Source organism: Acidovorax sp. 22279 (assembly GCF_052045435.1).
In the GTDB taxonomy this organism is placed as follows: domain Bacteria; phylum Pseudomonadota; class Gammaproteobacteria; order Burkholderiales; family Burkholderiaceae_C; genus Acidovorax; species Acidovorax delafieldii.
In genome coordinates this window covers 19226-42746 of the sequence record NZ_JBQEOV010000020.1, presented here as the reverse complement: position 1 = coordinate 42746, position 23521 = coordinate 19226, and the positions used below count along the sequence as shown (strand labels likewise).

The 23521-nt window shown below is 67.0% G+C and carries 19 protein-coding genes and 2 pseudogenes; 7 read left to right on the top strand and 14 right to left on the bottom strand.

What is annotated here, in order from left to right:
- Window positions 1-33: 33 nt before the first annotated feature.
- Window positions 34-1260, bottom strand: a complete 1227-nt coding sequence (gene alaC / locus ACTJKQ_RS21665; RefSeq protein WP_440598019.1) for an alanine transaminase — start codon at window positions 1258-1260, stop codon at window positions 34-36.
- A gap of 174 nt (window positions 1261-1434) precedes the next feature.
- Between alaC and ACTJKQ_RS21660 the strand changes: the two genes are divergently transcribed.
- Window positions 1435-2181 (top strand): haloacid dehalogenase type II, encoded by a 747-nt coding sequence (locus ACTJKQ_RS21660; protein ID WP_440598018.1) that lies wholly within the window; start codon window positions 1435-1437, stop codon window positions 2179-2181.
- 28 nt (window positions 2182-2209) lie between these two features.
- Here the strand turns inward: ACTJKQ_RS21660 and ACTJKQ_RS21655 are convergent, their stop codons facing one another.
- Entirely contained in the window at window positions 2210-3292 is a 1083-nt protein-coding gene (locus tag ACTJKQ_RS21655) for an adenylate/guanylate cyclase domain-containing protein (protein WP_108498312.1), read from the bottom strand.
- 325 nt (window positions 3293-3617) lie between these two features.
- Window positions 3618-4406, bottom strand: coding sequence for a metallophosphoesterase family protein (locus ACTJKQ_RS21650; protein WP_440598017.1), 789 nt, complete (start codon window positions 4404-4406; stop codon window positions 3618-3620).
- A 74-nt stretch (window positions 4407-4480) separates the two neighbouring features.
- On the opposite strand from ACTJKQ_RS21650, the gene ACTJKQ_RS21645 reads away from it, so the two are divergent.
- A complete protein-coding gene (locus ACTJKQ_RS21645; RefSeq protein ID WP_440598051.1) occupies window positions 4481-5221 on the top strand; it encodes a DUF2694 family protein in 741 nt (246 codons plus the stop codon).
- On the opposite strand, the pseudogene ACTJKQ_RS21640 reads toward ACTJKQ_RS21645, so the two are convergent.
- Window positions 5164-5541 (bottom strand): annotated as a pseudogene (locus ACTJKQ_RS21640) (diacylglycerol/lipid kinase family protein); the annotation flags it as partial. The gene ACTJKQ_RS21645 and the pseudogene ACTJKQ_RS21640 sit on opposite strands and share 58 nt — an antisense overlap.
- A gap of 225 nt (window positions 5542-5766) precedes the next feature.
- Here ACTJKQ_RS21640 and ACTJKQ_RS21635 point away from each other — a divergent pair.
- Window positions 5767-6642 (top strand): annotated as a pseudogene (locus ACTJKQ_RS21635) (phosphatase PAP2 family protein); the annotation flags it as partial.
- A 77-nt stretch (window positions 6643-6719) separates the two neighbouring features.
- On the opposite strand, the gene ACTJKQ_RS21630 reads toward ACTJKQ_RS21635, so the two are convergent.
- From ACTJKQ_RS21630 to ACTJKQ_RS21620, 3 genes are read right to left on the bottom strand one after another with little or no spacing between them, the layout of a single operon-like run.
- Window positions 6720-8621 (bottom strand): CocE/NonD family hydrolase, encoded by a 1902-nt coding sequence (locus ACTJKQ_RS21630; RefSeq protein WP_440598016.1) that lies wholly within the window; start codon window positions 8619-8621, stop codon window positions 6720-6722.
- 13 nt (window positions 8622-8634) lie between these two features.
- Entirely contained in the window at window positions 8635-9600 is a 966-nt protein-coding gene (locus ACTJKQ_RS21625) for a Bug family tripartite tricarboxylate transporter substrate binding protein (RefSeq protein WP_056062055.1), read from the bottom strand.
- A 25-nt stretch (window positions 9601-9625) separates the two neighbouring features.
- The gene (locus ACTJKQ_RS21620; RefSeq protein WP_116749114.1) at window positions 9626-10639 is read right to left on the bottom strand and encodes a porin; all 1014 of its coding nucleotides are present in this window, start codon (window positions 10637-10639) and stop codon (window positions 9626-9628) included.
- Between the two features lie 199 nt (window positions 10640-10838).
- Here ACTJKQ_RS21620 and ACTJKQ_RS21615 point away from each other — a divergent pair, with 199 nt between their 5' ends.
- Window positions 10839-11759, top strand: coding sequence for a LysR family transcriptional regulator (locus ACTJKQ_RS21615; RefSeq protein ID WP_440598015.1), 921 nt, complete (start codon window positions 10839-10841; stop codon window positions 11757-11759).
- Window positions 11760-11879: 120 nt separating this feature from the next.
- Here ACTJKQ_RS21615 and urtE read toward each other — a convergent pair whose 3' ends face one another.
- The 5 genes from urtE to urtA all read right to left on the bottom strand — a co-directional run bounded on the left by urtE (window position 11880) and on the right by urtA (window position 17628).
- Window positions 11880-12572: an urea ABC transporter ATP-binding subunit UrtE gene (urtE, locus tag ACTJKQ_RS21610; RefSeq protein WP_056060636.1), complete on the bottom strand. Its 693-nt coding sequence runs from the start codon at window positions 12570-12572 to the stop codon at window positions 11880-11882.
- Window positions 12573-12648: 76 nt separating this feature from the next.
- Window positions 12649-13524 (bottom strand): urea ABC transporter ATP-binding protein UrtD, encoded by an 876-nt coding sequence (gene urtD, locus ACTJKQ_RS21605; RefSeq protein WP_056060633.1) that lies wholly within the window; start codon window positions 13522-13524, stop codon window positions 12649-12651.
- The gene (urtC, locus tag ACTJKQ_RS21600; protein WP_440598014.1) at window positions 13521-14660 is read right to left on the bottom strand and encodes an urea ABC transporter permease subunit UrtC; all 1140 of its coding nucleotides are present in this window, start codon (window positions 14658-14660) and stop codon (window positions 13521-13523) included. Before urtC ends, urtD begins: the two co-directional genes overlap by 4 nt.
- 20 nt (window positions 14661-14680) lie before the next feature.
- Window positions 14681-16264, bottom strand: a complete 1584-nt coding sequence (urtB, locus tag ACTJKQ_RS21595; RefSeq protein WP_440598013.1) for an urea ABC transporter permease subunit UrtB — start codon at window positions 16262-16264, stop codon at window positions 14681-14683.
- A gap of 101 nt (window positions 16265-16365) precedes the next feature.
- Window positions 16366-17628: an urea ABC transporter substrate-binding protein gene (gene urtA, locus ACTJKQ_RS21590; protein ID WP_056641426.1), complete on the bottom strand. Its 1263-nt coding sequence runs from the start codon at window positions 17626-17628 to the stop codon at window positions 16366-16368.
- Window positions 17629-18043: 415 nt separating this feature from the next.
- On the opposite strand from urtA, the gene ACTJKQ_RS21585 reads away from it, so the two are divergent.
- Window positions 18044-19228, top strand: a complete 1185-nt coding sequence (locus ACTJKQ_RS21585) for an MFS transporter (protein ID WP_108497591.1) — start codon at window positions 18044-18046, stop codon at window positions 19226-19228.
- Here ACTJKQ_RS21585 and ACTJKQ_RS21580 read toward each other — a convergent pair.
- Together ACTJKQ_RS21580 and ACTJKQ_RS21575 are read right to left on the bottom strand one after the other, a co-directional pair.
- Window positions 19225-19563: a darcynin family protein gene (locus tag ACTJKQ_RS21580; protein ID WP_260666487.1), complete on the bottom strand. Its 339-nt coding sequence runs from the start codon at window positions 19561-19563 to the stop codon at window positions 19225-19227. The two genes, ACTJKQ_RS21585 and ACTJKQ_RS21580, sit on opposite strands and share 4 nt — an antisense overlap.
- A 54-nt stretch (window positions 19564-19617) precedes the next feature.
- Window positions 19618-20394: an SDR family NAD(P)-dependent oxidoreductase gene (locus tag ACTJKQ_RS21575; RefSeq protein WP_440598012.1), complete on the bottom strand. Its 777-nt coding sequence runs from the start codon at window positions 20392-20394 to the stop codon at window positions 19618-19620.
- A gap of 125 nt (window positions 20395-20519) precedes the next feature.
- Between ACTJKQ_RS21575 and ACTJKQ_RS21570 the strand changes: the two genes are divergently transcribed.
- Together ACTJKQ_RS21570 and ACTJKQ_RS21565 are read left to right on the top strand one after the other, a co-directional pair.
- A complete protein-coding gene (locus tag ACTJKQ_RS21570) occupies window positions 20520-21119 on the top strand; it encodes a Crp/Fnr family transcriptional regulator (RefSeq protein ID WP_260666484.1) in 600 nt (199 codons plus the stop codon).
- Between the two features lie 120 nt (window positions 21120-21239).
- Window positions 21240-23510, top strand: a complete 2271-nt coding sequence (locus ACTJKQ_RS21565; protein WP_440598011.1) for a molybdopterin cofactor-binding domain-containing protein — start codon at window positions 21240-21242, stop codon at window positions 23508-23510.
- Window positions 23511-23521: the final 11 nt, after the last annotated feature.

Sequence of the window (23521 nt, the reverse complement as noted above, 5' to 3'; positions counted from 1 at the left end):
AACGGGTTTCAGCGCCGCCTTGCGGCGCCTTTCTCAGGCGGGTATCACCGGGGGCAGCTTCAACAAACCATCCGCCTTGAACATGGCGCGAATCCCCCGCACCGCCTGCCGAATCCGCGCCTCGTTCTCGATGAGTGCAAAGCGCACGTACTCATCCCCCTGGTCGCCAAAGCCGATGCCTGGCGACACACACACCTTGGCCTTGTCCAGCAGCTGCCGCGCAAATTCCAGCGAGCCCAGCGCGCGATACGGCTCGGGGATGCGGGCCCAGATGTACATGCTGGCCTTGGGGCAGTCCACGGCCCAGCCGGCTTCGGTGAGCCCCTTGTAGAGCACGTCACGGCGGCGCTGGTACTGGGCAGTAATATCTTTCACGCACTGCTGGTCGCCCTCCAGCGCGGCGATGGCCGCGACCTGCAGGGGGGTGAAGGTGCCGTAGTCGTGGTAGCTCTTGATGCGGGCGAGCGCGGCCACCAGGTCGGGGTTGCCCACCATGAAGCCCACGCGCCAGCCGGCCATGTTGTAGCTTTTGGAGAGTGTGAAGAACTCCACCGCCACGTCCTTGGCGCCGGGCACTTCCATGATGCTGGGGGCGCGGTAGCCGTCGTACACGATGTCGGCATAGGCCAGGTCGTGCACCACCAGGATGTCGTGCTTCTTGGCCAGGGCGATCACGCGCTCGAAGAAACTCAGCTCCACGCACTGCGCCGTGGGATTGCTGGGAAAGCCGAAGATCATCATCTTGGGCTTGGGGTAGCTGCCGCGAATGGCCTTTTCCAGCTCGGCAAAAAAGTCCACATCGGGCGCCACGGGCACGCTGCGGATGTCGGCACCGGCAATCACCGCGCCGTAGATGTGGATGGGGTAGCTCGGGTCGGGCACGAGCACGGTGTCGCCCCGGTCCAGCGTGGCCAGCATCAGATGGGCCAGGCCCTCCTTGGAGCCGATGGTGACGATGGCCTCGGTGTCGGGGTTGATGTCCACCGCATAGCGGTCTTTGTACCAGTGGCTGATGGCACGGCGCAGGCGCGGGATGCCTTTGCTGGCGCTGTAGCCGTGGGTATCGGGCCGCTGGGCCACTTCGGTGAGCTTGGCGACGATGTGCGGTGGCGTGGCCCCGTCGGGGTTGCCCATGCTCATGTCGATGATGTCTTCGCCCCGGCGGCGGGCGGCGAGTTTCAGCTCGGCCGTGATGTTGAAGACGTAGGGAGGGAGGCGATCGATGCGCGCAAAACGGCGCTTGCCCTGCGATGCAGACATGCGGTGTGACTTTCACGTAAGCGCCCGGAACCGTCCGAGCGACGTGGCTGGCAGAAAGGCCAGCCCGCAGCCAATGTAGCGCAAGCTGCGGGCAGCACTCCAGCCCTTTGTGCGCAGTGTGGCGGCAATGCAGCAGTGGGGACGAGGGCTTGCCGCCGCCTCTACGATGGGCGCATGAACACCCTCCCATCCACCAACCCCACTGCCCTGCCTGCCGACCATCCCTTTGCCCAGGTGCAGGTGCTGGCCTTCGACATCTTTGGCACCGTGGTGGACTGGCACGGCAGCATTGCGCGCGAGGTGCGGGCACTCTATCCCCAGGTGGATGCCGATGCGTTTGCACTGGCGTGGCGCGCGGGCTACCAGCCCGCCATGGCGCGGGTGATGCGCGGCGAACAGGGCTGGACGCTGATCGATGCCCTGCACCGGCAGATCCTGGACGAGATCCTTCCGCGCTTTGGGCTGGCACACCTGGGCGATGCCGAGCGCCATCACCTCAACCGCGCGTGGCACCGGCTCCATGCCTGGCCCGACAGCGTGCAGGGGCTGACGCGGCTCAAGCAGCGCTACACCATCACCACGCTATCGAACGGCAACATCGGCCTGCTGACCAACATGGCCAAGCGCGCCGGGTTGCCCTGGGACTGTGTGTTGAGCGCCGAGGTGTTCAAGGCCTACAAGCCGCATCCCGACACCTACCTGGGCGTGGCGCGGGTGTTTGACCTGCCACCACAGCAGGTGGCGCTGGTGGCGGCGCACCACGACGACCTGGCCGCTGCGCGGGGATGTGGCCTGCGCACGGCGTACATCGAACGGCCACACGAGTTTGGCGTGGCACAGCCCAAGGATGTGTCGCCGCAGCCGGGCAATGACTTGCATGCCAGGGACCTGAACGATCTCGCCCACATGCTGGGATGCTGAACGGCCAGCGGTGCGGTGTGCGCGCGCGTCAGTGCGCCACCAGCAGCTGCACAAACATCTGCACCTTGGCGCGGCACTCGGCGCTGATGGAGGTGAACTCCAGCCCGGCCACCCATTCGTCGCCCTCTTGCTTGAGGGTGATGACCCGCGCATACACATCGGCCACGCGGTAGTCCACCAGCGGCAGCTCGAACTCCAGCTTGATCTCGCTGTGGGGTTCCAGTGGCTCGATCAGCTCGACCAGCAGGCCGTGGTAGCCAATGTCGCGGATGGCGCCGTGCACGATGTGGGGCACCACGATCTTGTCCTGCATGCGCTGGCACAGGCAGGGCAGGCGCGCGTCCACACGGTGGCTGCGGCGGAACTCCTGGCGGGGCACCTTGAGCTTGTGCGACGGGATGGCGATCAGCTCACGCAGGCTGACGGGCTGCGTGCGCCCCTTGACGAACACCTGCATGGGCGCAGACGCCGACACCAGCCCCCAGCAGCGCTGGTAGGTGGAGTCGCTGATGAGCACCTGGCCCCGCAGGCTCAGCGCCTCAATGCGCGACGCCAGGTTCACGGCCTCGCCGATCACCGTGTATTCGGAATACACATCCGAGCCAAAGCGCCCGGCCATCACCGTGCCGGTGTTCACGCCAATGCCCAGAAACACCTCCGGCAGGCGCTCGGTCAGGTGGGCCAGGTTCAGCTCGCGCATGGCGATCTGCATCTCCACCGCACACAGCAGCGCGCGGTCCACATCGTCGTCGCGGGCCACCGGGGCGCCGAACAGCACCATGATCGAGTCGCCCATGAATTTGTCGATGGTGCCCTGGTACTTGAACACCACCTCCGACAGCCGTGCCAGGCAGCGGTTGAGCGCCGCAATGACCACCGATGCGGGCTGTGAGCCCGACAGCGCAGTGAACCCGCGCAGGTCGGCGAGCAGGATGGTGACCTCGCGCGGCGCCACCTCCAGGCCGGTGGCGGCAGCACCTTCGGGGTTTTCCATACCGTGCAGGATGCCCGCCATCTCGGCCTGCGCCGCCTCACCCAGGGGCTTGCCGGTTTCGCGTTCGATCAGCGCCTGCAGGCGGCGCACGGCGTCGTGGTGGAATTCTTTGTGCATGGAGGTCTGGGGCGTGGAGCGGCCGGGTTTTTGTGGGTGGGGTAAGAACCTGTTCAAGATCTTGAACAGGTTCTAAAGGCAATGCCTGCCATTCACCACTCAGAATAGGCGCCGCCCCACGGCTGGTCAACCGGTGAAAACACCCCGGGCAAAGCAGCAACAGCGAGGTCAGCGGCACCTGTCCGCTATCAGGAAACCGGTTCGGGGCGTGCCAGCAGCGCCGCAGCGCTTCCCGGTAGAAAAATTGGGTCTTCTTGGCTTGAAGCGCTACATCCATATACATCAAATGCTATCAACAGCATAGCAATTGATACTTCTTCCGCCGTCACCTGGCAGCCACCCGGTCCACACACACAAACTCGCCCACCGCGCCGTCATAGTCCCACCGTGCCGCCACCCTCGCCTGGCCGTCTGGCACAACGCCCGATGCCTCGGTGCTGAGCACCACCAGGCTGTTGGGGCTGCCGTGCCGCAGGCGGTGCGACACCGCCGTGCCCGCGCTGCTGGCCCACAGCCCCGGTACCGGCTGCAACAGGCGCGGCTGGTGCACGTGGCCGGACAGCAGCATTTGGGCACCGGCAATGCGCCAGCGCTCCACGGCTTCGTCGGCGCGGTGGGGTCGGTGGTCGCTGTCCTCGGCGTCGCGCGCTACCAGCGGGTGGTGGCTGACCACAATGCGCCATGCACCCGGGGGTGCACGCGCCAGCAGCAGCGCCACATGCTCGATCTGGGCAGACGACAGGCTGCCGCGCTCGTGCCGCCAGGCACGCGTGGTGTTCACGCCCACCACGTAGAACGCTCCCATCTGCCGCACGGGCTCCTGGTCCATGCCGAACTGTTCGGAGAACCTTTCGTACGAACGGCCCCAGCGCATCCACCACGCAAACAGAGGCAGGTCGTGGTTGCCCGCCAGCACCAGGGTGGTGCGCGCATGCAGGCCCTGCACAAACCGCGCGGCCTGCTCAAACTGTTCGGCCGTGGCGCGCTGCGTGAGGTCGCCCGACACCACCACCATGGCCACCCCCAGGCGTTGCGCCAGCCGCTGCACAGCGGCACACACCAACGGGTCGTGCGCACCGAAGTGCAAGTCCGACAGGTGCATCAGAACAGTCATGGCAGGTGGTCGCAGGCAGTGGGCAGGCGCAAGGGGGGTCCCATCATGCAGGCAGCAAGCCGGGGGCGGGGGTAATGCTGGGCGCAGGCGTGTCGGTTGCGGAGGCTGCGAAAGCGGTCTCTTCTGGTGGTGGGGTCTGCGCTGCGCCATCGCGCGCCAGCGGGCTCGGTGCCACCAGCCACAGCGGCCGCGCACTGATGCGAAAATGCAGGGGCGGCGCCATCCACTCCCGCTCGCCGTCAAACGCCACTTTGACCTGCGGGGGCCGCCAGCTGGCGGGCGCCACGGTCAGCTCGGCACACGCCATGCTGACCACCGCGTTGTCCTTGTCGAGCTGGCCGGTGGCCGCGTTCCACACGGTGCGGGCGATGGCCCAACGCCCCTGGGGCTTGAGCATCACCACGGCCAAGTGCCCGCCGTCTGCCACCTTCTGCGCCTGCGGCAGGCCCATGCGGTCCAGCTGCAGGGGGTTGTTGCCCACAAACAGGGTGGTGACCAGATGCTCCTCCTGCTGCGCCTCAGCGCCCTGGTGCGTCTTCATCACCACGCGCCAGCGGCGGCCCGATGCGGGACGAAACAGGCTCCACACCGCCGCCGCTATGGCCACCCAGCGCTTGCGGCCAAAGCGGCGCGATGCCATCTCGCGGTCGGCCAGCATCTTGGGGTACAGGCCCACGCTGGCGTTGACCACAAACATGCGGCGGTTCACAAACCCCACCTGCACAGGCCGCAGGTCCCCCGCATGCAGCGCCTGCAGCAGTTCCTGCACGGCGGTCTCGGGGTCCAGCGCCAGACCGTGCTCGCGGCTGAAATAGTTGAAGGTGCCCATGGGCACCACCCCCAGCGGCACCCCGGCGCGCAGCGCGGCCGACGCCACCGCGTTGATGGTGCCGTCACCCCCGGCGGCCACCACCAGTCCGCCATCGTCCTGCGCGGCCTGGGCGGCTTGCTCGGCCAGCTGCACGATGTCGGCGCGCCGGTCAGGCACGTGCCACACCACGTCGTGCGCCTGCAGGGCAGGCACACCTTCGAGCTTGGCGCGCAGCAGGTCCAGGTCGGCACCTAGCCGCCGTGGCACCACCAGATGGATGGGGCCACGGGGCTGAGGAGGGAGGGTGTGTTCCGAAGGTGTCATTCAAAAACTCTGCAACAAACAAGAGCAACCCCACACCGCGCTGAGCCAATCGCAGCGACCGGGCGAGCCAGAAGGGCCACACCACGCGATGATTGCCAACACGGATTGCAGGGCACTCCATGGTGACAAACGGCTGCCCCCCGCGCAGCCGGTAGCCACGCCTACCCTTTGTCAGCCGGCTCCGACAGCGGCAGTGACGATGCAATACACCCACCACGCAACGGGATGCTGGGAACTTCGGTACAACCCGCGGCTTCTCTCCAGGGGCCGCCCGCCCTGCGGGTGCATCCAAAGAAAGGACCCACTATCTCCATGACCACAACCTCCAGCGCTTTGGCCGCCACCGACATCGGCGCCCTGCTGGCGCAACACCCCCTGGGCTGGTGGATGGCTGGCGTGCTGTCGTTTGCCCTGCTGGGTAGCGTCGCCTTGACCGGCTTGCGCCGCCTGCGACAACACGCAGGCGCCCCGCTGGGCCGCATGTTTCCAGCGCAAGCGCGCTGGGTGTTGGTGGCCGCCATGGCCGCCTCGGCCTGCACGCTGGCTCTGGCAGGTGCCGCGCTCGCAGAGCTGGCCGAAAGCGGGCGCGCCCCGGGCAACTGGGGCGCACTGGACGACGCACTGGCTGCAGGCTTGCAAGCACAGGCATCCGCCGCCGTGCTGCAATGGTTTGCCACCCTCACCCACCTGGGCGACACCTGGGTGCTGACCGCGCTGGCACTGGGCGTGGCCGCCCTGCTGTGGCTGCGCCGGCACCGCCTGCTGGCCACCGGCTGGCTGGTGGCCATGGCGGGCAACGGCGCGTTGACCAAGGTGCTGAAGAATCTGTTCGAGCGCGTGCGGCCCGAGCACACGCACGGCATCGCCGAGGCCAGCGGCTACAGCTTTCCCAGTGGGCACAGCAGCGCATCGATGGTGGCCTATGCCATGCTGGCCTACCTGGCCACGCGGCTATTGCCCCGCGCCTGGCACCTGCCTGCGGTGGTGCTGGCCGGCGCGCTGATCTTCACCACCGGCTGGAGCCGTGTGGTGCTGCACGTGCATTACGCCAGTGATGTGCTGGCAGGCTGGCTGCTGGGCGGCACGTGGATGGTGTGCACGGTGCTGATCATGGAGAGCGTGTCGCGCTGGCGTGGCGCGGCGCCCNCGCCGCTGAGCCGCCGCCCGGGCGCCCTGGGTCACCGCGCGGGGGAGTCCTCGGCAGACGCCATGGGCTGCATCGGCAAGACCACACAGGACGCACGCCCCGGCCCCATGTGCACGGTGTTGAACGCCACCACCCGGGGCCCCGCACTGCCCTCCGGAGCGCCGGTGTTGGGGTTGACGTCGAACCGCGGGAAGTTGCTGCTCGAGATGTCGAGCCGTATCCGATGGCCTCGGCGGAAGAGGTTGGACGTGGGCATGGGCTCGATGGTGATCTCCACCACCTCGCCAGGCGCCATCAGCCCCGGCTGCTCCCACGAGTCGCGGTAGCGGCAGCGCAGGATGCCGTCGGTCAGGTTCATCGCATACCCCTCGGGGTAGTCCTCGCTGGGCGGGTACTGGTCGATCAGCTTGGCCGTGAAGTCGGTGTCGGGTGCGGTGGACGACACCCACAGCGCGATGGTCACCGGCCCGGTGATCTCCACATCGCTGTCGAGCGGCGGCGTCTGGAACACCAGCACGTCGTCCCGGTCGGCCAGCGGCCCGAACGGCGCCTGCGCACCGAACAGCCCGTCGTGCGTGCGCTGGTCGTAGGCACCGGCCACCATCAGCGGTTCGCCCGAGGTGACGGAGCCCCCGATGGTGGGTACCGGCCTTGCGGGGTCGAAGCAAAAACCGGCCTGGGCCTCGGCCTGCGGTACGGACTGCGACAGCAGCCCGCCCGGCGCGAGGTACCAGGGCACCAGCGTGGTCGCCGGTACAGGCCAGCGGGCCGCGCTGCGCCAGATGCCGCCATGGTCGAGCCGGCCTTGCGGCGTGCGCCGCCCCGTGCCCCCGCCCATGCGGAAGTAGCGCACGGCATCGTCCTGCCCCTCGGGCAGCGGCTGCCCGCGCAGCCAGTGGTTGAACCACGCGAGCCGCATGTGCACGTAGTCGGGAGCGAGCGTGCCATCCAGCACCGCATCGCGGCCAAAGTCCACATCGCCCGCGTACGGCACGCTGCGCTCGCCATGCGTCCAGGGGCCCAGCACCATGCGCACGTCGCCCTGCCCGCGCTGCGAGAGCCCGAGGTAGTTGTCGGTGGTGGTCTGCGCATAGGGGTCCCACCAGCCGCACATCAGCATCACGGCCACGCCTTCGAAGGCGCCATAGTGGCCTGCCGCATACAGCTCGGGCTGGCGCCAATGGTCGTCGAAGCTGCCGCGCTCCCATTGGCCGAAGAGATAGTCCTCGTACTCGGGCGCCCACTGCAGCGGCGAATCGCCGCGCGTCCAGGGCAGGCGCAAGAACCATTCGCCGATGTCGGCCTGGTCGAGCGCCTGGCGGGCGGCGTCGCTCAGGCTGTTGCTGCCGCTGCGCGCATTGCGCAGGGCCCACACGGCCTGCTTGAGCTCGAAAGCACCCCCATGGCGGATGCCGCCCCGGTAGGCATTGGCAAAGCCGCCGCATTCGAGAAACATGGCCTTGAGCCCGGCGGGCCGCTGGCTGGCCAGCGCCGTCTGAGTGTGTGCCGCGTACGACAGGCCGTAGGTGCCCACGGCGCCGTTGCACCAGGGCTGCGCCACGATCCACGCCATGGTGTCGGCGCCGTCGTGGGCCTCGCCCAGGTATTTGGTGAACTGCCCCTCGGAGTCGAAGCGGCCCCGGCAGTCCTGCACCACCACCGCGTAGCCCTCGCGGGCAAACCGCTCGGCCACCTCGCCGCGCCGCAGGGGTGCGGGGTTGGCGGCGGTGCGCTCGCGCCGGGTGGGTTCGTCTTTGCCGTAGGGTGTGCGCTCCAGCAGCACCGGCAGGGGGCCGGTGTGGCCGGCCGGCAGATACACATCGGTGGCCAGGCGCACGCCGTCGCGCATGGGCACCCAGCAGGTGTGACGCACCACCCCGCCCACACCGGCCGGGGCGGCGGACGGTGCCATTGGATTCATCATCGTGGTCATGAAAGTTCCTGCCTCAGTCGAGCTTGAGGTTGCGGTCCTTGACCAGCTTGGCCCAGCGCGCCGTGTCTTCCTGGATGAAGCGGCCGAGCTCCTGCGGCGTGGTGGGTGCGGGCTCCGCACCCTGCGCCACCAGCGAGGCGGTCACCTCCGCATCGGCCAGCGATGCGCGCAGCACCTTGCTGATTTTTTGCACCGCCTCCGCCGGCGTGCCCGTAGGCGCGAACAGGGCGTACCAGATGTCGTACTCGAAGTCCTTGAGCCCCGCCTCGGCCATGGTCGGCACCTGCGGGAAGGCACGCGAGCGCTTGGCGCTGGCCACCGCCAGCGGCACCAGCTTGCCCGCCTTGATGTGCGCAGCCACGCTGGGCACTGCATTGATGCCCAGCTGCACATGCCCGCCCGCCAGCTCGTTCACCGCCGGGCCGCCGCCCTTGTACGGGATCTGCACCATGCGCGTGCCGGTGGCCGCCTGGAACATCTCCATCGACAAATGCCCCGGACTGCCGTTGCCGCTGGTGCTGTAGTTCAGGCCGCCGGGGTTCTTGCGTGCCAGCTCGATAAGCTCCTGCACCGTGCGGACCTGCAGGCTCGGGTGTGTGGTGAGGATGGGCACGTTGACCACCACCCGCCCCACCGGCACGAAGTCGCGCGACGGGTTGTACGTGAGCTTGCTGGACAGCAGCGGCGCCGTCACCATGCCGGAACCTGCGCCCATCAACAGCGTGTACCCGTCGGCCGGCGCCGAGGAGACCGCCTGGAAGCCGTGCGCACCGGGCCGGTTGTCGATGACGACAGGCTGCCGCCACTGGTCCGACATCTTGCGTGCCACCACACGCATGGCCGTGTCCGCAGCTGCCCCTGCCGGAAACGGAATCACGATGCGCACGGGCTTCTCGGGGAACTCGGCCGCGCCGGCGATCAGGGGGTGGCACAGCATGAAGGAACACAACAGCGCGAGCGTTTGCGGAATGCGGGACATCCAGGGAATCATGCGGTGCTTGTTATCAGAAATCATGGCGAACTCCCGCTCCAATGGCGCGCACGGACACATTGCTGCGGCTCGAATCGATGCCGTCGCGGTCGATGAAGGCCTGCAGTTCGGTGCGTTTGGACAGGGCATAGGTATAGGCTACCTGCTGGCGCTTGCGCAGGCCGCGCAGCGACGCCTGCACATCGCGCTGCATCACGTTGACGACGATGGCGTGCTGGCCAGCTGAAAAGCGGGTGCCCACCAGCCAGTAGTCCACATCGGCGCGGGTGGTGGCCGACGTCCTGGCGTACGTATCGCGGCCCAGCAGCACATAGGGCTCGATCGCGCCGAAGTCGTAGCGCACGCCGGCCTGCCATTTGCTGGAGAACTCGTTGGCCAGCAGTCCACCCGGGCGCGTGTCCTTGCCGTAGCCGATGCCTGCCGACCAGGGCCCGTCGGCATAGTTGAGGCCCAGGTCCAGCGACTTGGCGCCGTTTTCCTGCTCGGGCGTCTTGGCATCGCCGCGCAGGTAGTAGCGCGCCCGCAGGTTGACGCCGCCCCAGGTGGGGCTTTGGTAGCCGATGGCGTTGGACGTGCGGTTGCGCGCGTTCAGGATAGAGGTGCCGATGGCCGTGGCCCCGGCATCGTTGGCGGCGAACGAGGTGATGCGCGTGACTTGCGAGTACAGCGGCGAACCGGTCGGGTTGGCGGAGTCGAGCCGCCCCAGCGCCACCGTGCCCAGGCTGCCGCGCAAGGCGGCATAGCTGTTGCGAAACGCTGGCGTGGTGGCGGCGCCGGAGTCGGCTTCGAGCCCCATCTCCAGGCCGAACAAGGCGGCCAGGCCATCGCCCAGGTCTTCCTTGCCGCGAAAGCCCAGGCGGGATGCGTTGTCGCGCTCTTCCGTGACGGAACCGGCGTTGCCGGTCTTCACGTTGTTGACGGTGAGCCGCACCTGGCCATAGACCTGCAGGTCCTGTGCGGCAGCGGGCCCCGCAGCCGAAACGGAAAGGCCGCAGGCGGCCAGCGCGAAGGGAAATGAGCGCCTCATGAAATCTTGCTCCTTGAAGGGGTAGTGCCAGGTTGGCTGATGACGCCGCCGATTCTGTGGAGCGAGGTGCTCGGCCACAACGCTATGACGAACGCTGATGACCCTATGCAATAGACCGCAGGTTTGCGCTGGCGTGGCAGCAATGCAAAGATGCAGGCTGGCTGCCTGCATACCCGAACGTCTGCCCCTTTTCCACCCCATGAACTTCAAGCAACTCGAGGCCTTCCAGGCCATCATGCTCAGCGGCTCCACCACCGGCGCGGCCGAGCGCATGGGGCTGTCGCAGCCCGCCATCAGCCGCTTGCTGGCGCAGCTGGAGGAGGACCTGGCCCTGCGTTTGTTCGTGCGCGAAAAAGGCCGCCTGAGCCCCACGGCCGAAGCCCATGCGCTGCTGCACGACGCCCAGGTGCTGATGGACTCGGCGCAGTGCTTTCGCCGCCATGCCGAACAGTTGCGCCTGGGCGGCTTCAAGCGGCGCCTGCTGAAGGTGGCGGTGCCCAGCACGCTGGCCACCACACTCATGCCGGTGCTGGCCAAGCGCTTCATGCAGGCGCACCCGGACGTGGTGCTGGAGGTGCTGTCAGGCTCGTACAACGACACCGAGCGCGCGCTGCTGAGCCGCGATGCGGACATCGGCCTCGTGCGCCTGCCCATGGAAATGCAGGGACTGAACACCCGCGTCAGCCTGGACTCCGAAGCCGTGTGCATCATGCCCCGGGGCCATGCGCTCGAAGGCCTGGCAGAGGTCAGCCCCACCGACCTGATCGACGTCAGCCTGATCCTGCTGGGGCGCCAGCGGCAGATCCGCCACGACATCGACATGGCCTTTCGCCAGCGGCGCGTGCAGCCGCGCGTGGCGCTGGAGGTGCACTCCATCAGCGAGGCCTGCGCCCACGTGGCCCAGGGGCTCGGGGTCTCGATCGTGAACGCCTTGCTGGCGCAGCACTGCCCGTACGAAGCGATCACGTCGCGCCCGTTCAGGCCCCGTATCGCCTACCAGCTGGGCATCGCCACGGTGAACAACGCACCGGCTTCGCCGCTGCATGACACCTTCACGCGACTGCTGGTGGAGGCGATGGAAGCACCTTCCCCCGCCGTGGCATTGCCTTCAGCTCCCTGAAACTGGCGCGCCCCTCGCCAGTGCACCCCTGGAACTGGCTTCGCCAGGCCACCGGGTGCATCTCCCTCCCACGCAGCAAGAGAGGGGAAAGGCGCCGCAGGCAACTCAGGGGGTGCGGTCTTAAATCGCCACGAGGTTGCGAATGCCCTTGGCTTCCATCTCGCTACCTGGCCCGCGGGCGATGACCTCGCCGCGCTCCATCACCAGGTACTCATCGGCCAGTTCCTGCGCAAAGTCGTAGTACTGCTCGCACAGCAGGATGGCCATTTCTCCCTGGTCGGCCAGCATGCGGATCACGCGGCCGATGTCCTTGATGATGCTGGGCTGGATGCCCTCGGTGGGCTCGTCCAGGATGAGCAAACGCGGGCCGGGGGCCAGCGCGCGGGCAATGGCCAGCTGCTGTTGTTGCCCGCCCGACAGGTCACCGCCCCGGCGCTTGAGCATCTGCTTGAGCACCGGGAAGAGTTCGTACAGGTGTGCAGGCACAGGCGTCGATCCGCTTTTGTAGGCCAGGCCCATGCGCAGGTTTTCTTCCACCGTCAGGCGGCCGAAGATTTCGCGGCCTTGCGGCACAAAGCCGATGCCTGCGCGCGCCCGGTCGTAGGGCGTGGCTTTGTCGATGGGTTTGCCGTCGAAGCTGATGCTGCCGCTCTTGATGGGCACCAGCCCCATGAGGCTTTTGAGCAGCGTCGTCTTGCCCACGCCGTTGCGGCCGAGCAGCACGGTGACCTTGCCCGGGGTGGCGGTGAGGCTCACGTCACGCAGGATGTGGGAGCCGCCGTAGTACTGGTTGATGTTCTGGACGGTGAGCATGGTGACTTGGGGTGTTTTGGGCCGCTAGCGCTAGTTCAATATGCGCCGGCAGCTATATTTTTGATAGTGAATACTTTCACCGGCCGAGGTACACCTCGATCACGCGCTCGTCGGCCTGTACCTGGTCGAGCGTGCCTTCGGCCAGCACCGAGCCGTCGCACAGCACCGTCACCTTCTCTGAGATGGTGCGGATGAAGCCCATGTCGTGCTCCACCACCATGAGCGAGTGTTTGCCCTTGAGCGTGAGGAACAGCTCCGCAGTGCGGGCGGTCTCTTCATCGGTCATGCCGGCCACGGGTTCGTCCAGCAGCAGCAGCTTGGGGTCCTGCATGAGCAGCATGCCAATCTCCAGCCACTGCTTTTGCCCGTGGCTCAGGTTGCCCGACTGGCGCGTGACGCTGTCGGCCAGGTGAATGGTGTGCAGGATCTCGGCCAGGCGGTCCGACTGTGCGGAGTCGAGCTTGAAGAACATGCTGGACTTCACGCCCTTGTGGGTCTTGAGCGCCAGCTCCAGGTTCTCGAACACGCTGAGCTGCTCGAACACCGTGGGCTTCTGGAACTTGCGGCCGATACCCAGGCTTGCGATCTCGGGCTCGTTGTGACGCAGCAGGTCGATGGTGGAGCCAAAGAACACCGTGCCTTTGTCGGGCCGGGTCTTGCCGGTGATGATGTCCATCATCGTCGTCTTGCCCGCACCATTGGGGCCGATGATGCAGCGCAGCTCGCCCGGGGCGATGTCCAGGCTCAGGCCGTTGATGGCCTTGAAGCCGTCAAAGCTCACATGAACATCTTCCAGGTACAGGATGCGGCCGTGGGTCACGTCCACTTCGCCCGGCGTGGCAATGCGCGAGAAGCCTGCAGCGCGGCCGCCCGACTCGGTCTGGCCCAGTGCGACGGGCGCCAGCGTCTTCTGCAGCCGCCGCGCGCCTTCTTCCATCAGATCGGGCGTCATTGCGCGGCTCCCTTCGGTGTTGTCATTTTTGCCTTGAGCTTCTTGACCAGCCCCACCACACCGTCGGGCAGGAACAGCGTGACCGCAATGAACAGCGCGCCCAGAAAGTACAGCCAGAACTCCGGCGCCGTCACCGTGAGCCAGCTCTTGGCACCGTTGACAATGAACGCGCCCACGATGGGTCCGATGAGTGTGGCGCGCCCGCCCACGGCCGCCCATACGGCGATCTCGATGGAGTTGGCGGCGCTCATCTCGCCGGGGTTGATGATGCCGACCTGGGGCACATACAACGCCCCCGCCACGCCGCACATCATGGCGCTGATGGTCCAGATGGTGAGCTTGTAGGGCAGCGGCGAATAGCCCGAGAACATAACGCGGCTCTCGGCATCGCGCACCGCCTGCAGCACGCGGCCAAACTTGCTGCGCACCAGCCAGCGCGCCAGCAGGAAGAAGCCCAGCAGCGACAACCCCGTCAGCACGAACAGCGTCATGCGCATGTTCTGCGTGGCGATGGGCGTGCCCAGGATGCGCTTGAAGTCGGTAAAGCCGTTGTTGCCGCCAAAGCCGGTTTCGTTGCGGAAGAACAGCAGCATGGCCGCATAAGTCATGGCCTGGGTGATGATGGAGAAGTACACACCCTTGATGCGCGAGCGGAAGGCGAAGTAGCCGAACACAAACGCGATCACGCCCGGCACGGCCACGATGAGGATCAGCGTGGCGATGAAGCTGTCGGACAGCGCCCAGTGCCAGGGCAGCTCCTTCCAGTCGAGGAACACCATGAAGTCGGGCAGGTCGCTCTTGTAGTTGCCGTCGCGGCCGATCTGGCGCATGAGGTACATGCCCATCACGTAGCCGCCCAGCGCAAAGAACAGGCCGTGGCCCAGGCTCAGGATGCCGGTGTAGCCCCAGATCAGGTCCATGGCCAGCGCACAGATGGCGTAGCACATGATCTTGCCAAGCAGCGCCACGGCGTAGTCGCTGAGGTGGAACACGCTGCCTGCGGGCACCCACAGGTTGAGCACGGGTGCCACGGCGCACACCACGATGAGCGCCACGATAAAGGCCGACCAGCCGCCGCGCGTGAGCAGCGGCGCCGGTGCGGGCAGTTGGATGTTGGGAGAGGTTGGCGTAGTCATGATCAGTCGTCTCTGGTGCTTCAGTCGGCCGTACGCCCTTTGACCGCGAAGATGCCCTGGGGCCGCTTCTGGATGAAGATGATGATGAACACCAGCACCGCAATCTTGGCCAGCACCGCGCCCGCCCAGCCTTCGAGGAATTTGTTCAGGATGCCCAGGCCCAGCGCGGCATACACCGTGCCCGCCAGCTGGCCCACGCCGCCCAGCACCACCACCATGAAGGCATCGACGATGTAGCTCTGCCCCAGGTCCGGCCCCACGTTGCCCACCTGGCTCAGCGCGCAACCCGCCAGGCCCGCAATGCCCGAGCCCAGCGCAAAGGCCATGGTGTCGATGCGCGCAGTGTTCACGCCCATGCACGAGGCAATGGGGCGGTTTTGCGTCACACCACGCACGAACAGGCCCAGGCGCGTGCGACCGATCAGGTAGCCCATGCCCAGCAGCACCGCGATGGCAAAGCCAATGATGACGAGGCGGTTGTAGGGCAGCGTGAGGTTGGAGAGCACCTGCACGCCACCGCTCATCCACGCGGGGTTTTCCACACCCACGTTCTGCGCGCCAAAAATCGTGCGCACCAGTTGCATCAGCACCAGGCTGATGCCCCAGGTGGCCAGCAGCGTCTCCAGCGGGCGGCCGTACAGAAAGCGCAGCACGCCGCGCTCCAGCACCGCGCCCACGGCGGCCGAGGCGCCAAAGGCCAGGGGCAGCGCAGCGACCAGGTACCAGTCGAACGCACCCGGAAAATACTTCTGGAAGATGCCCTGCACCACATAGGTGGCGTAGGCGCCGATCATCATCAGCTCGCCGTGGGCCATGTTGATCACGCCCATCAGGCCGTAGGTGATGGCCAGGCCCAAGGCGACGAGCAGCAGGATGGAGCCCAGGCTGATGCCCGAAAACGCAGCGCCCAGGCGCTCGCCCCACGCGAGCTGGCCTTCCATGGCGCGCAGTGCGGCCTGCAGCGCGGCCTTGACCTTGGCGTCTTCTTCGACGGTGACGCGTTCGTTGAGCAGCAGCCGCGTATCAGGTGTTGCGCTGAGCGACAGTGCCTGGGCGGCCGCGATGCGTTGTGCGGGGTCGTCGCTGCCCAGCAGCGTGGCGGCACGCGCCAGCTCCAGCTGGGTCTTGATCTTGTCGTTGGTCTCCTGCGCCAGCGCCTTGTCGAGCAGGGGCAGTCGGCCTGCATCCGGCTCCTTGGTCAGTGCCTTGGCGGCGGCCATGCGCCGGGTTTCGTCCTTGCCAAACAGCGCCAGGCCCGCCAGGGCCGTGTCGATCTCGCCGCGCATGCGGTTGTTGTTGATGATGTCTTCGGCATCGACGGGCACGGGGACCTCGGCGCCAGTGACAGGATCGATGCCCTTGTCATCGCGCACGATCAGCGCCTTGCCATCGGCCACCTTCACCGCGTCCTCGGCCAGCGCCTGCAAGAAGGCAGCGGTGCGTTCGCTGGGCTCCACCACGGCCTGCTGCACGGCGGCCACACGGTCGTCGGTGTCACCAGCGGCCATGGCCAAGGCCTGCTCGGCGGTGAGGGCGTGGGCGCTGCCCGCCAGGCACAACAGGCTGACCAGGCACCAGCGCATGGCCAGAAAACATCGCAACATAAGAAGAATTCCATTCGGCCTGCTGTCGGTGGCAGGCGGGTGTCAAAGAAAAAGGGAGGGCGCACACAGGCGCCCTCCCCTCTTGGGCACACTGCAGGTGCTTACTTCTTTTCAGGTTCGTCTTTTTTCTTGTCGTTGCCTTCGATGTAAGGAGACCATGGCTTGGCCTTCACGGGGCCGGGGGTCTTCCACACCACGTTGAACTGGCCGTCGGCCTTGATCTCGCCGATGAACACGCTCTTGTGCAGGTGGTGGTTCTTCTCGTCCATCTTGGAGACGATGCCCGACGGTGCCTTGAAGGTCTGGCCGGCCATGGCGGCAATCACTTTGTCCACATCGGTGCTCTTGGCCTTTTCAACCGCTTGCTTCCACATGTTGATGCCGATGTAGGTGGCTTCCATCGGGTCGTTGGTGAGCGGCTTGTCCTTGTGGCCGGCAATGCCCTTGGCCTTGGCGTAGTCGCTCCACTTCTTGATGAACTCGGTGTTGGCCGGGCTCTTGATGGACTGGAAGTAGTTCCAGGCAGCCAGGTGACCCACCAGCGGCTTGGTGTCCACACCGCGCAGCTCTTCCTCGCCCACCGAGAAGGCGACCACGGGCACGTCCTTGGCCTTCAGGCCGGCGTTGCCCAGTTCCTTGTAGAAGGGCACGTTGGAGTCACCGTTGATGGTGGAGACCACGGCCGTCTTGCCGCCCTGGCTGAACTTCTTGATGTCGGCCACGATGGTCTGGTAGTCAGAGTGGCCGAAGGGGGTGTACTTCTCGTCGATGTCGCTGTCCTTCACGCCCTTGCTCTTGAGGTAGGCGCGCAGGATCTTGTTGGTGGTGCGGGGGTAGACGTAGTCGGTGCCCAGCAGTACCCAGCGCTTGGCGCTGCCGCCGTCCTTGCTCATCAGGTAGTCCACCGCGGGGATGGCCTGCTGGTTGGGCGCGGCGCCGGTGTAGAACACGTTCTTGGACAGCTCTTCACCTTCGTACTGCACGGGGTAGAACAGCAGGCCGTTCATTTCTTCCACGACCGGCAACACCGACTTGCGCGACACCGAGGTCCAGCAGCCGAAGATGACCGAGACCTTGTCCTGGCCCAGCAGCTGCTTGGTCTTTTCGGCGAACAGGGGCCAGTTGGAGGCTGGGTCCACCACCACGGGTTCGAGCTTCTTGCCCAGCACGCCGCCCTTGGCGTTGATCTCGTCGATCGCCATGAGCACGGTGTCTTTCAGCACGGTCTCAGAGATGGCCATGGTGCCCGACAGGCTGTGCAGGATGCCGACCTTGATCGTGTCCTGGGCGTGGGCTGGCAGCGCAGACAGGCCAGCGAGCGTAGCGACGGCCGCGAGGGCCTTGAGGGAATAACGACGTTGCATGTGTGCTTCTCCGGTGGTGGTTTCAATCAGGAAATCAATCAAACCGCTTCGCCCGGTGGGCCCCGGTGTGGAGCCCCTGTGGATCGGGCGATGGAATGGATTCTGGAGAGCGGGGCCGGTTGGCGAAATACGCCGGGTGGCGTACACGCCCCGCGGCGAGCCCGCATCACACGGGGGCCGTTGCGAGGCGACTCACCACCCCCGATGCACGCCACAGGCGCACAAGGGCAAGGATGGCATTCACTATGAAAACAATAGCTGTTACGGCATGTACCACTAGCGCTACCAGCCCATTTCATGCAAAAACCTTGGCCTGCAAAGGTTGTGGGGCCTCCGTAGAATCCAAGGGTTTTCCCTAGTTTTGCGCGCCTGACCCCATCGGCCCCGGTGCTGTCCTTTTGTCCCTCTGCGCTCCATGAACCTCCCCCTGCTGGCCCTGGCCATTGCCGCTTTTGGCATTGGCACCACCGAATTCGTGATCCTGGGGCTGCTGCCCGAGGTGGCAGGTGACCTGTCCGTCTCCATCCCCGCCGCCGGCATGCTGGTGTCGGCCTACGCCCTGGGCGTGGCCGTGGGTGGACCGCTGCTGGCGGTGGCCACCGCGCGCTGGCCGCGCAAGACCACGCTGACCTGGCTGATGGTGCTGTTCATCGTGGGCAATGTGGGTTGCGCGCTGGCCCCCAGCTATGCGTGGCTGATGGTGGCGCGCGTGGTCACCTCGTTCTGCCACGCCGCGTTTTTTGGCATTGGCGCCGTGGTGGCCGCCAGCGTGGTGGAGCCCCACAAGCGCGCCCAGGCCATGGCGCTGATGTTCACCGGACTCACGCTCGCCAACGTGCTGGGCGTGCCGCTGGGCACGCTGCTGGGCCAGCACCTGGGCTGGCGCTCCACCTTCTGGGCGGTGGTGGTGATTGGGGTGCTGGCCGTGGCCGCCGTGGTGCGCTGGGTGCCACACCTGCGCCACCAGATCAGCGGCAGCGCGCTGGGCGAGTTCCGCGTGCTGCGCATTCGCCAGGTGTGGCTGGCGCTGGCGGTGAGCGTGCTCGCATCCACCAGCATGTTCACGCTGTTCACCTACATCACGCCCATCCTGCGCGACGTGACCGGTGTCTCGCCCCAGAACGTGAGCGGCGTGCTGCTGCTGTGCGGCGTGGGCCTGACTATTGGCAACCTGCTGGGCGGCCGCCTGGCAGACTGGAAGCTGCTGCCCTCGCTGATGGGCATCTTTGCCGTGCTGGCGGGGGTGCTGGCAGCGTTTTCGTTCACCAGCGTGTGGCTGTGGCCTGCCGTCATCACCGTGGTGGTGTGGGGCATGGTGTCGTTCGCGGCGGGCACGCCGCTGCAGGCGCGGGTGGTGTCGCAGGCGGGCGATGCGCCCAGCCTGGCGTCCACGCTCAACATCGGCGCATTCAACCTCGGCAATGCCATTGGTGCCTGGCTGGGGGGCGCAGTCATCACGGCCGGGTGGTCGCTGCAGACCATTCCGCTGGTGGCGGCCGCCGTCACGCTGAGTGCGCTGGCGCTCACGGCCTACATTGCCTGGCTGGACCGGCAGCCCACGCACAAGGCTCCGGCGCTGGCCGACTGCAAGGCGGCCTAAGCCGTTTCGGCGCGCTCGAACGCCACATAGCCGTCTTCGATGGCAGGCAGGATCTGCAGCACCTCGAAATACGGCACGGTAAGCAGGGGGGAATCGCGCAGCCGCTCCATGAAGTCGTAGTGCTTGAGCGGGTCATCGGTTTCCACCAGCATCAGGTCGCTGCAAGGCGCTGCGAAGGCCTCGGCATCGAAGTGGCGCAAGCGCAGGGCTCCCTGGTAGCGGGGCAGCAGGGCATGCAGGTGCGCCTCACCCAACTCACGCCTTTGCTCACGGGGCAAACGCAGCCACTCGGGCAGTGCACGCAGGTGGATGAAGAAGGCATAACGGGTGGCCATGGGGTGATCTCCTGGGGTCGATGAGAAAACAGGTGTTGAGCCGGCAGGCTTGGATCAAGCAGTGCGCAGCAGGCGGGCCAGCAGCCCGGGCGCCCAGCGCTGCAAGTGCCAGGCCGCGCGCGCCTTGCCGATGCGGATGTCGGTGTGCCCCGCCATCAGGCCGCGGACCAGTGCCTGTGCAGCGACATCGGGAGGGATCTTGCCGCGCCCTCGGCCCCGGGTCATGGGCGTGTCCACCAGCGGCATCACAGCGTGAACCACCCGCACTGGGCTGCCTTGCATCTGCACCCGCAGCGCCTTGGTGAACAGGTCCAGCCCGGCCTTGGTGGCGCTGTAAACCGCCGCCGTGCGCTTGGGGCAAGAGCCCAGCACCGACCCGACATTGACCACCCATGCGCGCTGCTGGGCCTGCAAATGGGGCAGCAGCACGCGCGTCAGCGCCATCGGCACCAGCAGGTTGATCTCGACCTCCGCGCGCATGTCCTGTGCCCTATAGCCGGCATCGTCCATCCGCAGATCGTGCTGGATGCCTGCGTTGTTCACCAGCGCGCCAATATCGGGATAGCGCAGCAGCCACTGCGCCGCCAGGCCGTCCATCTCTTCGATGCGGGACAGGTCGGCCACCCAGGGCTCGATCAGTCCATGGGCATCTGCCAGCGCCTGCAGCGGCTCAGCCTGCCGTGCCACGGCCAGTACGGGCACGCCGCACCGTGCCAGCTCCAGGGCCAGCGCCCGGCCAATGCCCGAGCTCGCGCCGGTGACGATGGTGCGTGGCAACGGGCCTGCGGGCGCGGCCTGGCGTGCGGTGGTGGGGGTGCGAGCGTGTGACATGGGCCGCACTCTAGGCATGGCGCCGTCCGTCGTCATCAACCCAGGTTAATTGGCGAACGAAGGGGGCTCTCACCCCCAGGCCCAGCGGAAACTTCGCCACACTGCCACGCGGCATACTGCGCGCCATGGCCCCCATCCCGCACCCCGCCTTCTGGTCGCTCCTCACACAGGCGGCGGGCACGCAGGCCCTGCCCGACTGGGCCACGGCAGAGCGCGCCATCACCACGCACGCAGTACAGGCAGGCGGCACGGTCTTTCTGCAGGGGGTACAGCACCCGTATGTTTACGCGGTTCAAGCAGGCTTGTTCAAGCTGAGCTACCTGCAGGATGACGGCACGGAATGGATCAAGTCGTTTGCCGAAGAAGGACGTTTTTTTGCCAGCGTATCCGCCCTGCAGCCTGGCGGCCGCACGGCCTTCATGGTGACGGCCATCGAGCCCGCCACCCTGGAGCGCATCGACCACGGCGTGCTGCTCGCGCTGGCCGAACGCCACCTGCCCTGGGCAAAGGCGCTGTACCAGCTGACCCTGGTGTACGCCGCGCGCAAGGAGGCGCGTGAGCGCGAATTGCTCACCCTCACCCCCGAGGGCCGCTACCGTGCCTTCCTGGCATCACACCCCAACCTGGCGCTGCGCATCCCGCAAAAAGACCTGGCGCGCCACCTGGGATTGACGCCCGTCGGGCTCAACCGCATTGCCATGCGCGTGCGGCGCAGCGTCACATAGCCGACATTCGCCGGCAGCGCAGCGCTGCGCAGTGGCGCTAGGATGGCCCCCTGCCCTTGCCACGCGGTGATTGCCATCGAAGACGCCGGCGTGCACTTTCTCAACCGCTCAGGACAACCCATGGTGAAACGACGCACAGTGCTTCTCGGTGGCGCCGCAACAGCCGGCGCGCTGGTCATTGGCTGGGGCGTGGTGCCCCCGCGCCAGCGGCTGCACACCGCGCAGCCCCTGCCCCAGGGCACAGGCCAGGTGGCGCTGAATGGCTGGCTCAAGGTAGCAGCCGACAACACGGTGACGGTGATGATGGCCAAGTCCGAAATGGGCCAGGGCGCGCACACCGGGCTGGCCGCCATCCTGGCGGAAGAGCTGGACGCCGACTGGGCCCAGGTGCGGCTGGAGATGGCGCCCATCGACGACATCTACAACAACCTGGCCACGGTGGTGGACGGCCTGCCGTTCCACCCCGACAACGACGGCTCCATCAAGGCCGTGGCGGGCTGGCTGACCGCCAAGACCATGCGCGAAGTGGGCGTGATGATGACGGGTGGCTCCAGCAGCATCAAGGACCTGTGGCGTCCCATGCGCGAGGCCGGTGCCCACGCCCGCGCCATGCTCATCAACGCAGCGGCCGTGCAATGGAAGGTGCAGGCCGCCGAATGCAAGGCCAACGCCGGCGTGGTGGAACATGCGGCAGGCCAGCGCGCCACGTTTGGCGAGCTGGCCGCACTGGCGGCGCAGCAGCCGCCTCCAGGCAAGGTGCCCCTCAAGGCGCCTGCTGAATTCAAGCTGATCGGCAAGCCGCTCACCCGCATCGAGGCGCCCTCCAAGCTCGACGGCAGTGCGGTGTTTGGCATCGATGCCCACCCGCCCGGCCTGCTGTACGCCAGCGTGGTGATGTGCCCCACGCGGGGCGGCAAAGTAGTCCAGTTCGATGGCGCAGCCGCGCAAAAAATGCCCGGGGTGAAGGAGGTGCTGGCCGTAGCGCCGTACCACGGCGGCACTGGCGGCGTGGCCGTGATTGCCGACACGCCCTGGCACGCCAAAAAGGCCGCCGCAGCAGTCACCGCGCAGTGGGACCACGGCCCCGCCGCCGCGCTGTCGAGCGCCGCCGTCATGACCCAGCTGACCCAGGCGCTGGACCAGGCCCAGGGCTTTGGCTACCACAGCGTGGGCGATGTGGACCAGGCCCTGCAAGGCGCTGCAACCACCCTCACTGCCGACTACCGCGCGCCTTACCTGGCCCACGCCACCATGGAGCCCATCAACTGCACCGTGCAGTTCAAGGATGGCGCGGCCAGCGTGTGGACATCCACCCAGGTGCCGGGCCTGGCGCGCATGGCTGCCGCCAAGGCCCTGGGCATCGACGACACCAAGGTGACTGTGCACCAGCTGCTGCTGGGCGGTGGCTTTGGCCGGCGGCTGGAGGTGGACTATGTGGCCCAGGCCGCCGCCATTGCCAAGGCCGCGGGCGGCGCGCCGGTGCAGACGCTGTGGTCCCGCGAGCAGGACCTGCAGCACGACTTCTACCGCCCCGCCTGCGTGGCCCGGTTCAAGGCCGGGCTGGACGCACAGGGCCAGCTGGTGGCCTGGCACAACGTGTCGGCCGGTCAGGCCATCGTGCCGCAGGTGCTGGCCCGCACCTTTGGCCTGCCGGGCGCCGGGCCGGACAAGACCACGTCCGAAGGCGCGTTCGACCAGCCCTACGAGTGGCCCCACGCACGCATTGCCCACGAGATCATCGACCTGCCGCTGCCCGTGGGCTTCTGGCGCTCGGTGGGGCATTCGCACCAGGCGTTCTTCAAAGAGAGTTTTGTGGACGAAGCAGCCCACGCCGCCAAGAAGGACCCGGTGGCCTTCCGCGCCGCGCTGCTGCAAAAACACCCGCGCCACCTGAAGGTCCTGCAAAAGGCGGCCGAGCTGGCGGGCTGGGGCCAGCCCTTGCCGCCCGATGCGTCGGGCGTGCAACGGGCGCGCGGCGTGGCGCTGCACCAGTCGTTCGGCTCCATCGTCGCGCAGGTGGCCGAGGTGTCGGTGGGTGCCGAAAAGGCCATCCGCGTGCACCGCGTGGTGTGCGTGATCGACTGCGGCGCGGCCATCAACCCCAACCTCATTGCCCAGCAGATGGAAAGCGCCGTGGTCTATGGCCTCACCGCTGCGCTGTGGGGCGAAGTGACGATCAAGGATGGCCAGGTGCAGCAGAGCAACCTGCACGACTACCCCCTGCTGCGCATCGCCGACTGCCCCCGCGTGGAGACCCACATCATCGCCAGCGCCGAGCCCCCCGAGGGCGTGGGCGAGCCCGGCGTGCCGCCCATCGCACCCGCCGTGGCCAATGCCTTGTTTGCCCTCACCGGCCAGCGCCTGCGCGCGCTGCCGCTCAAGCTCAGCTGACCCGACGCACC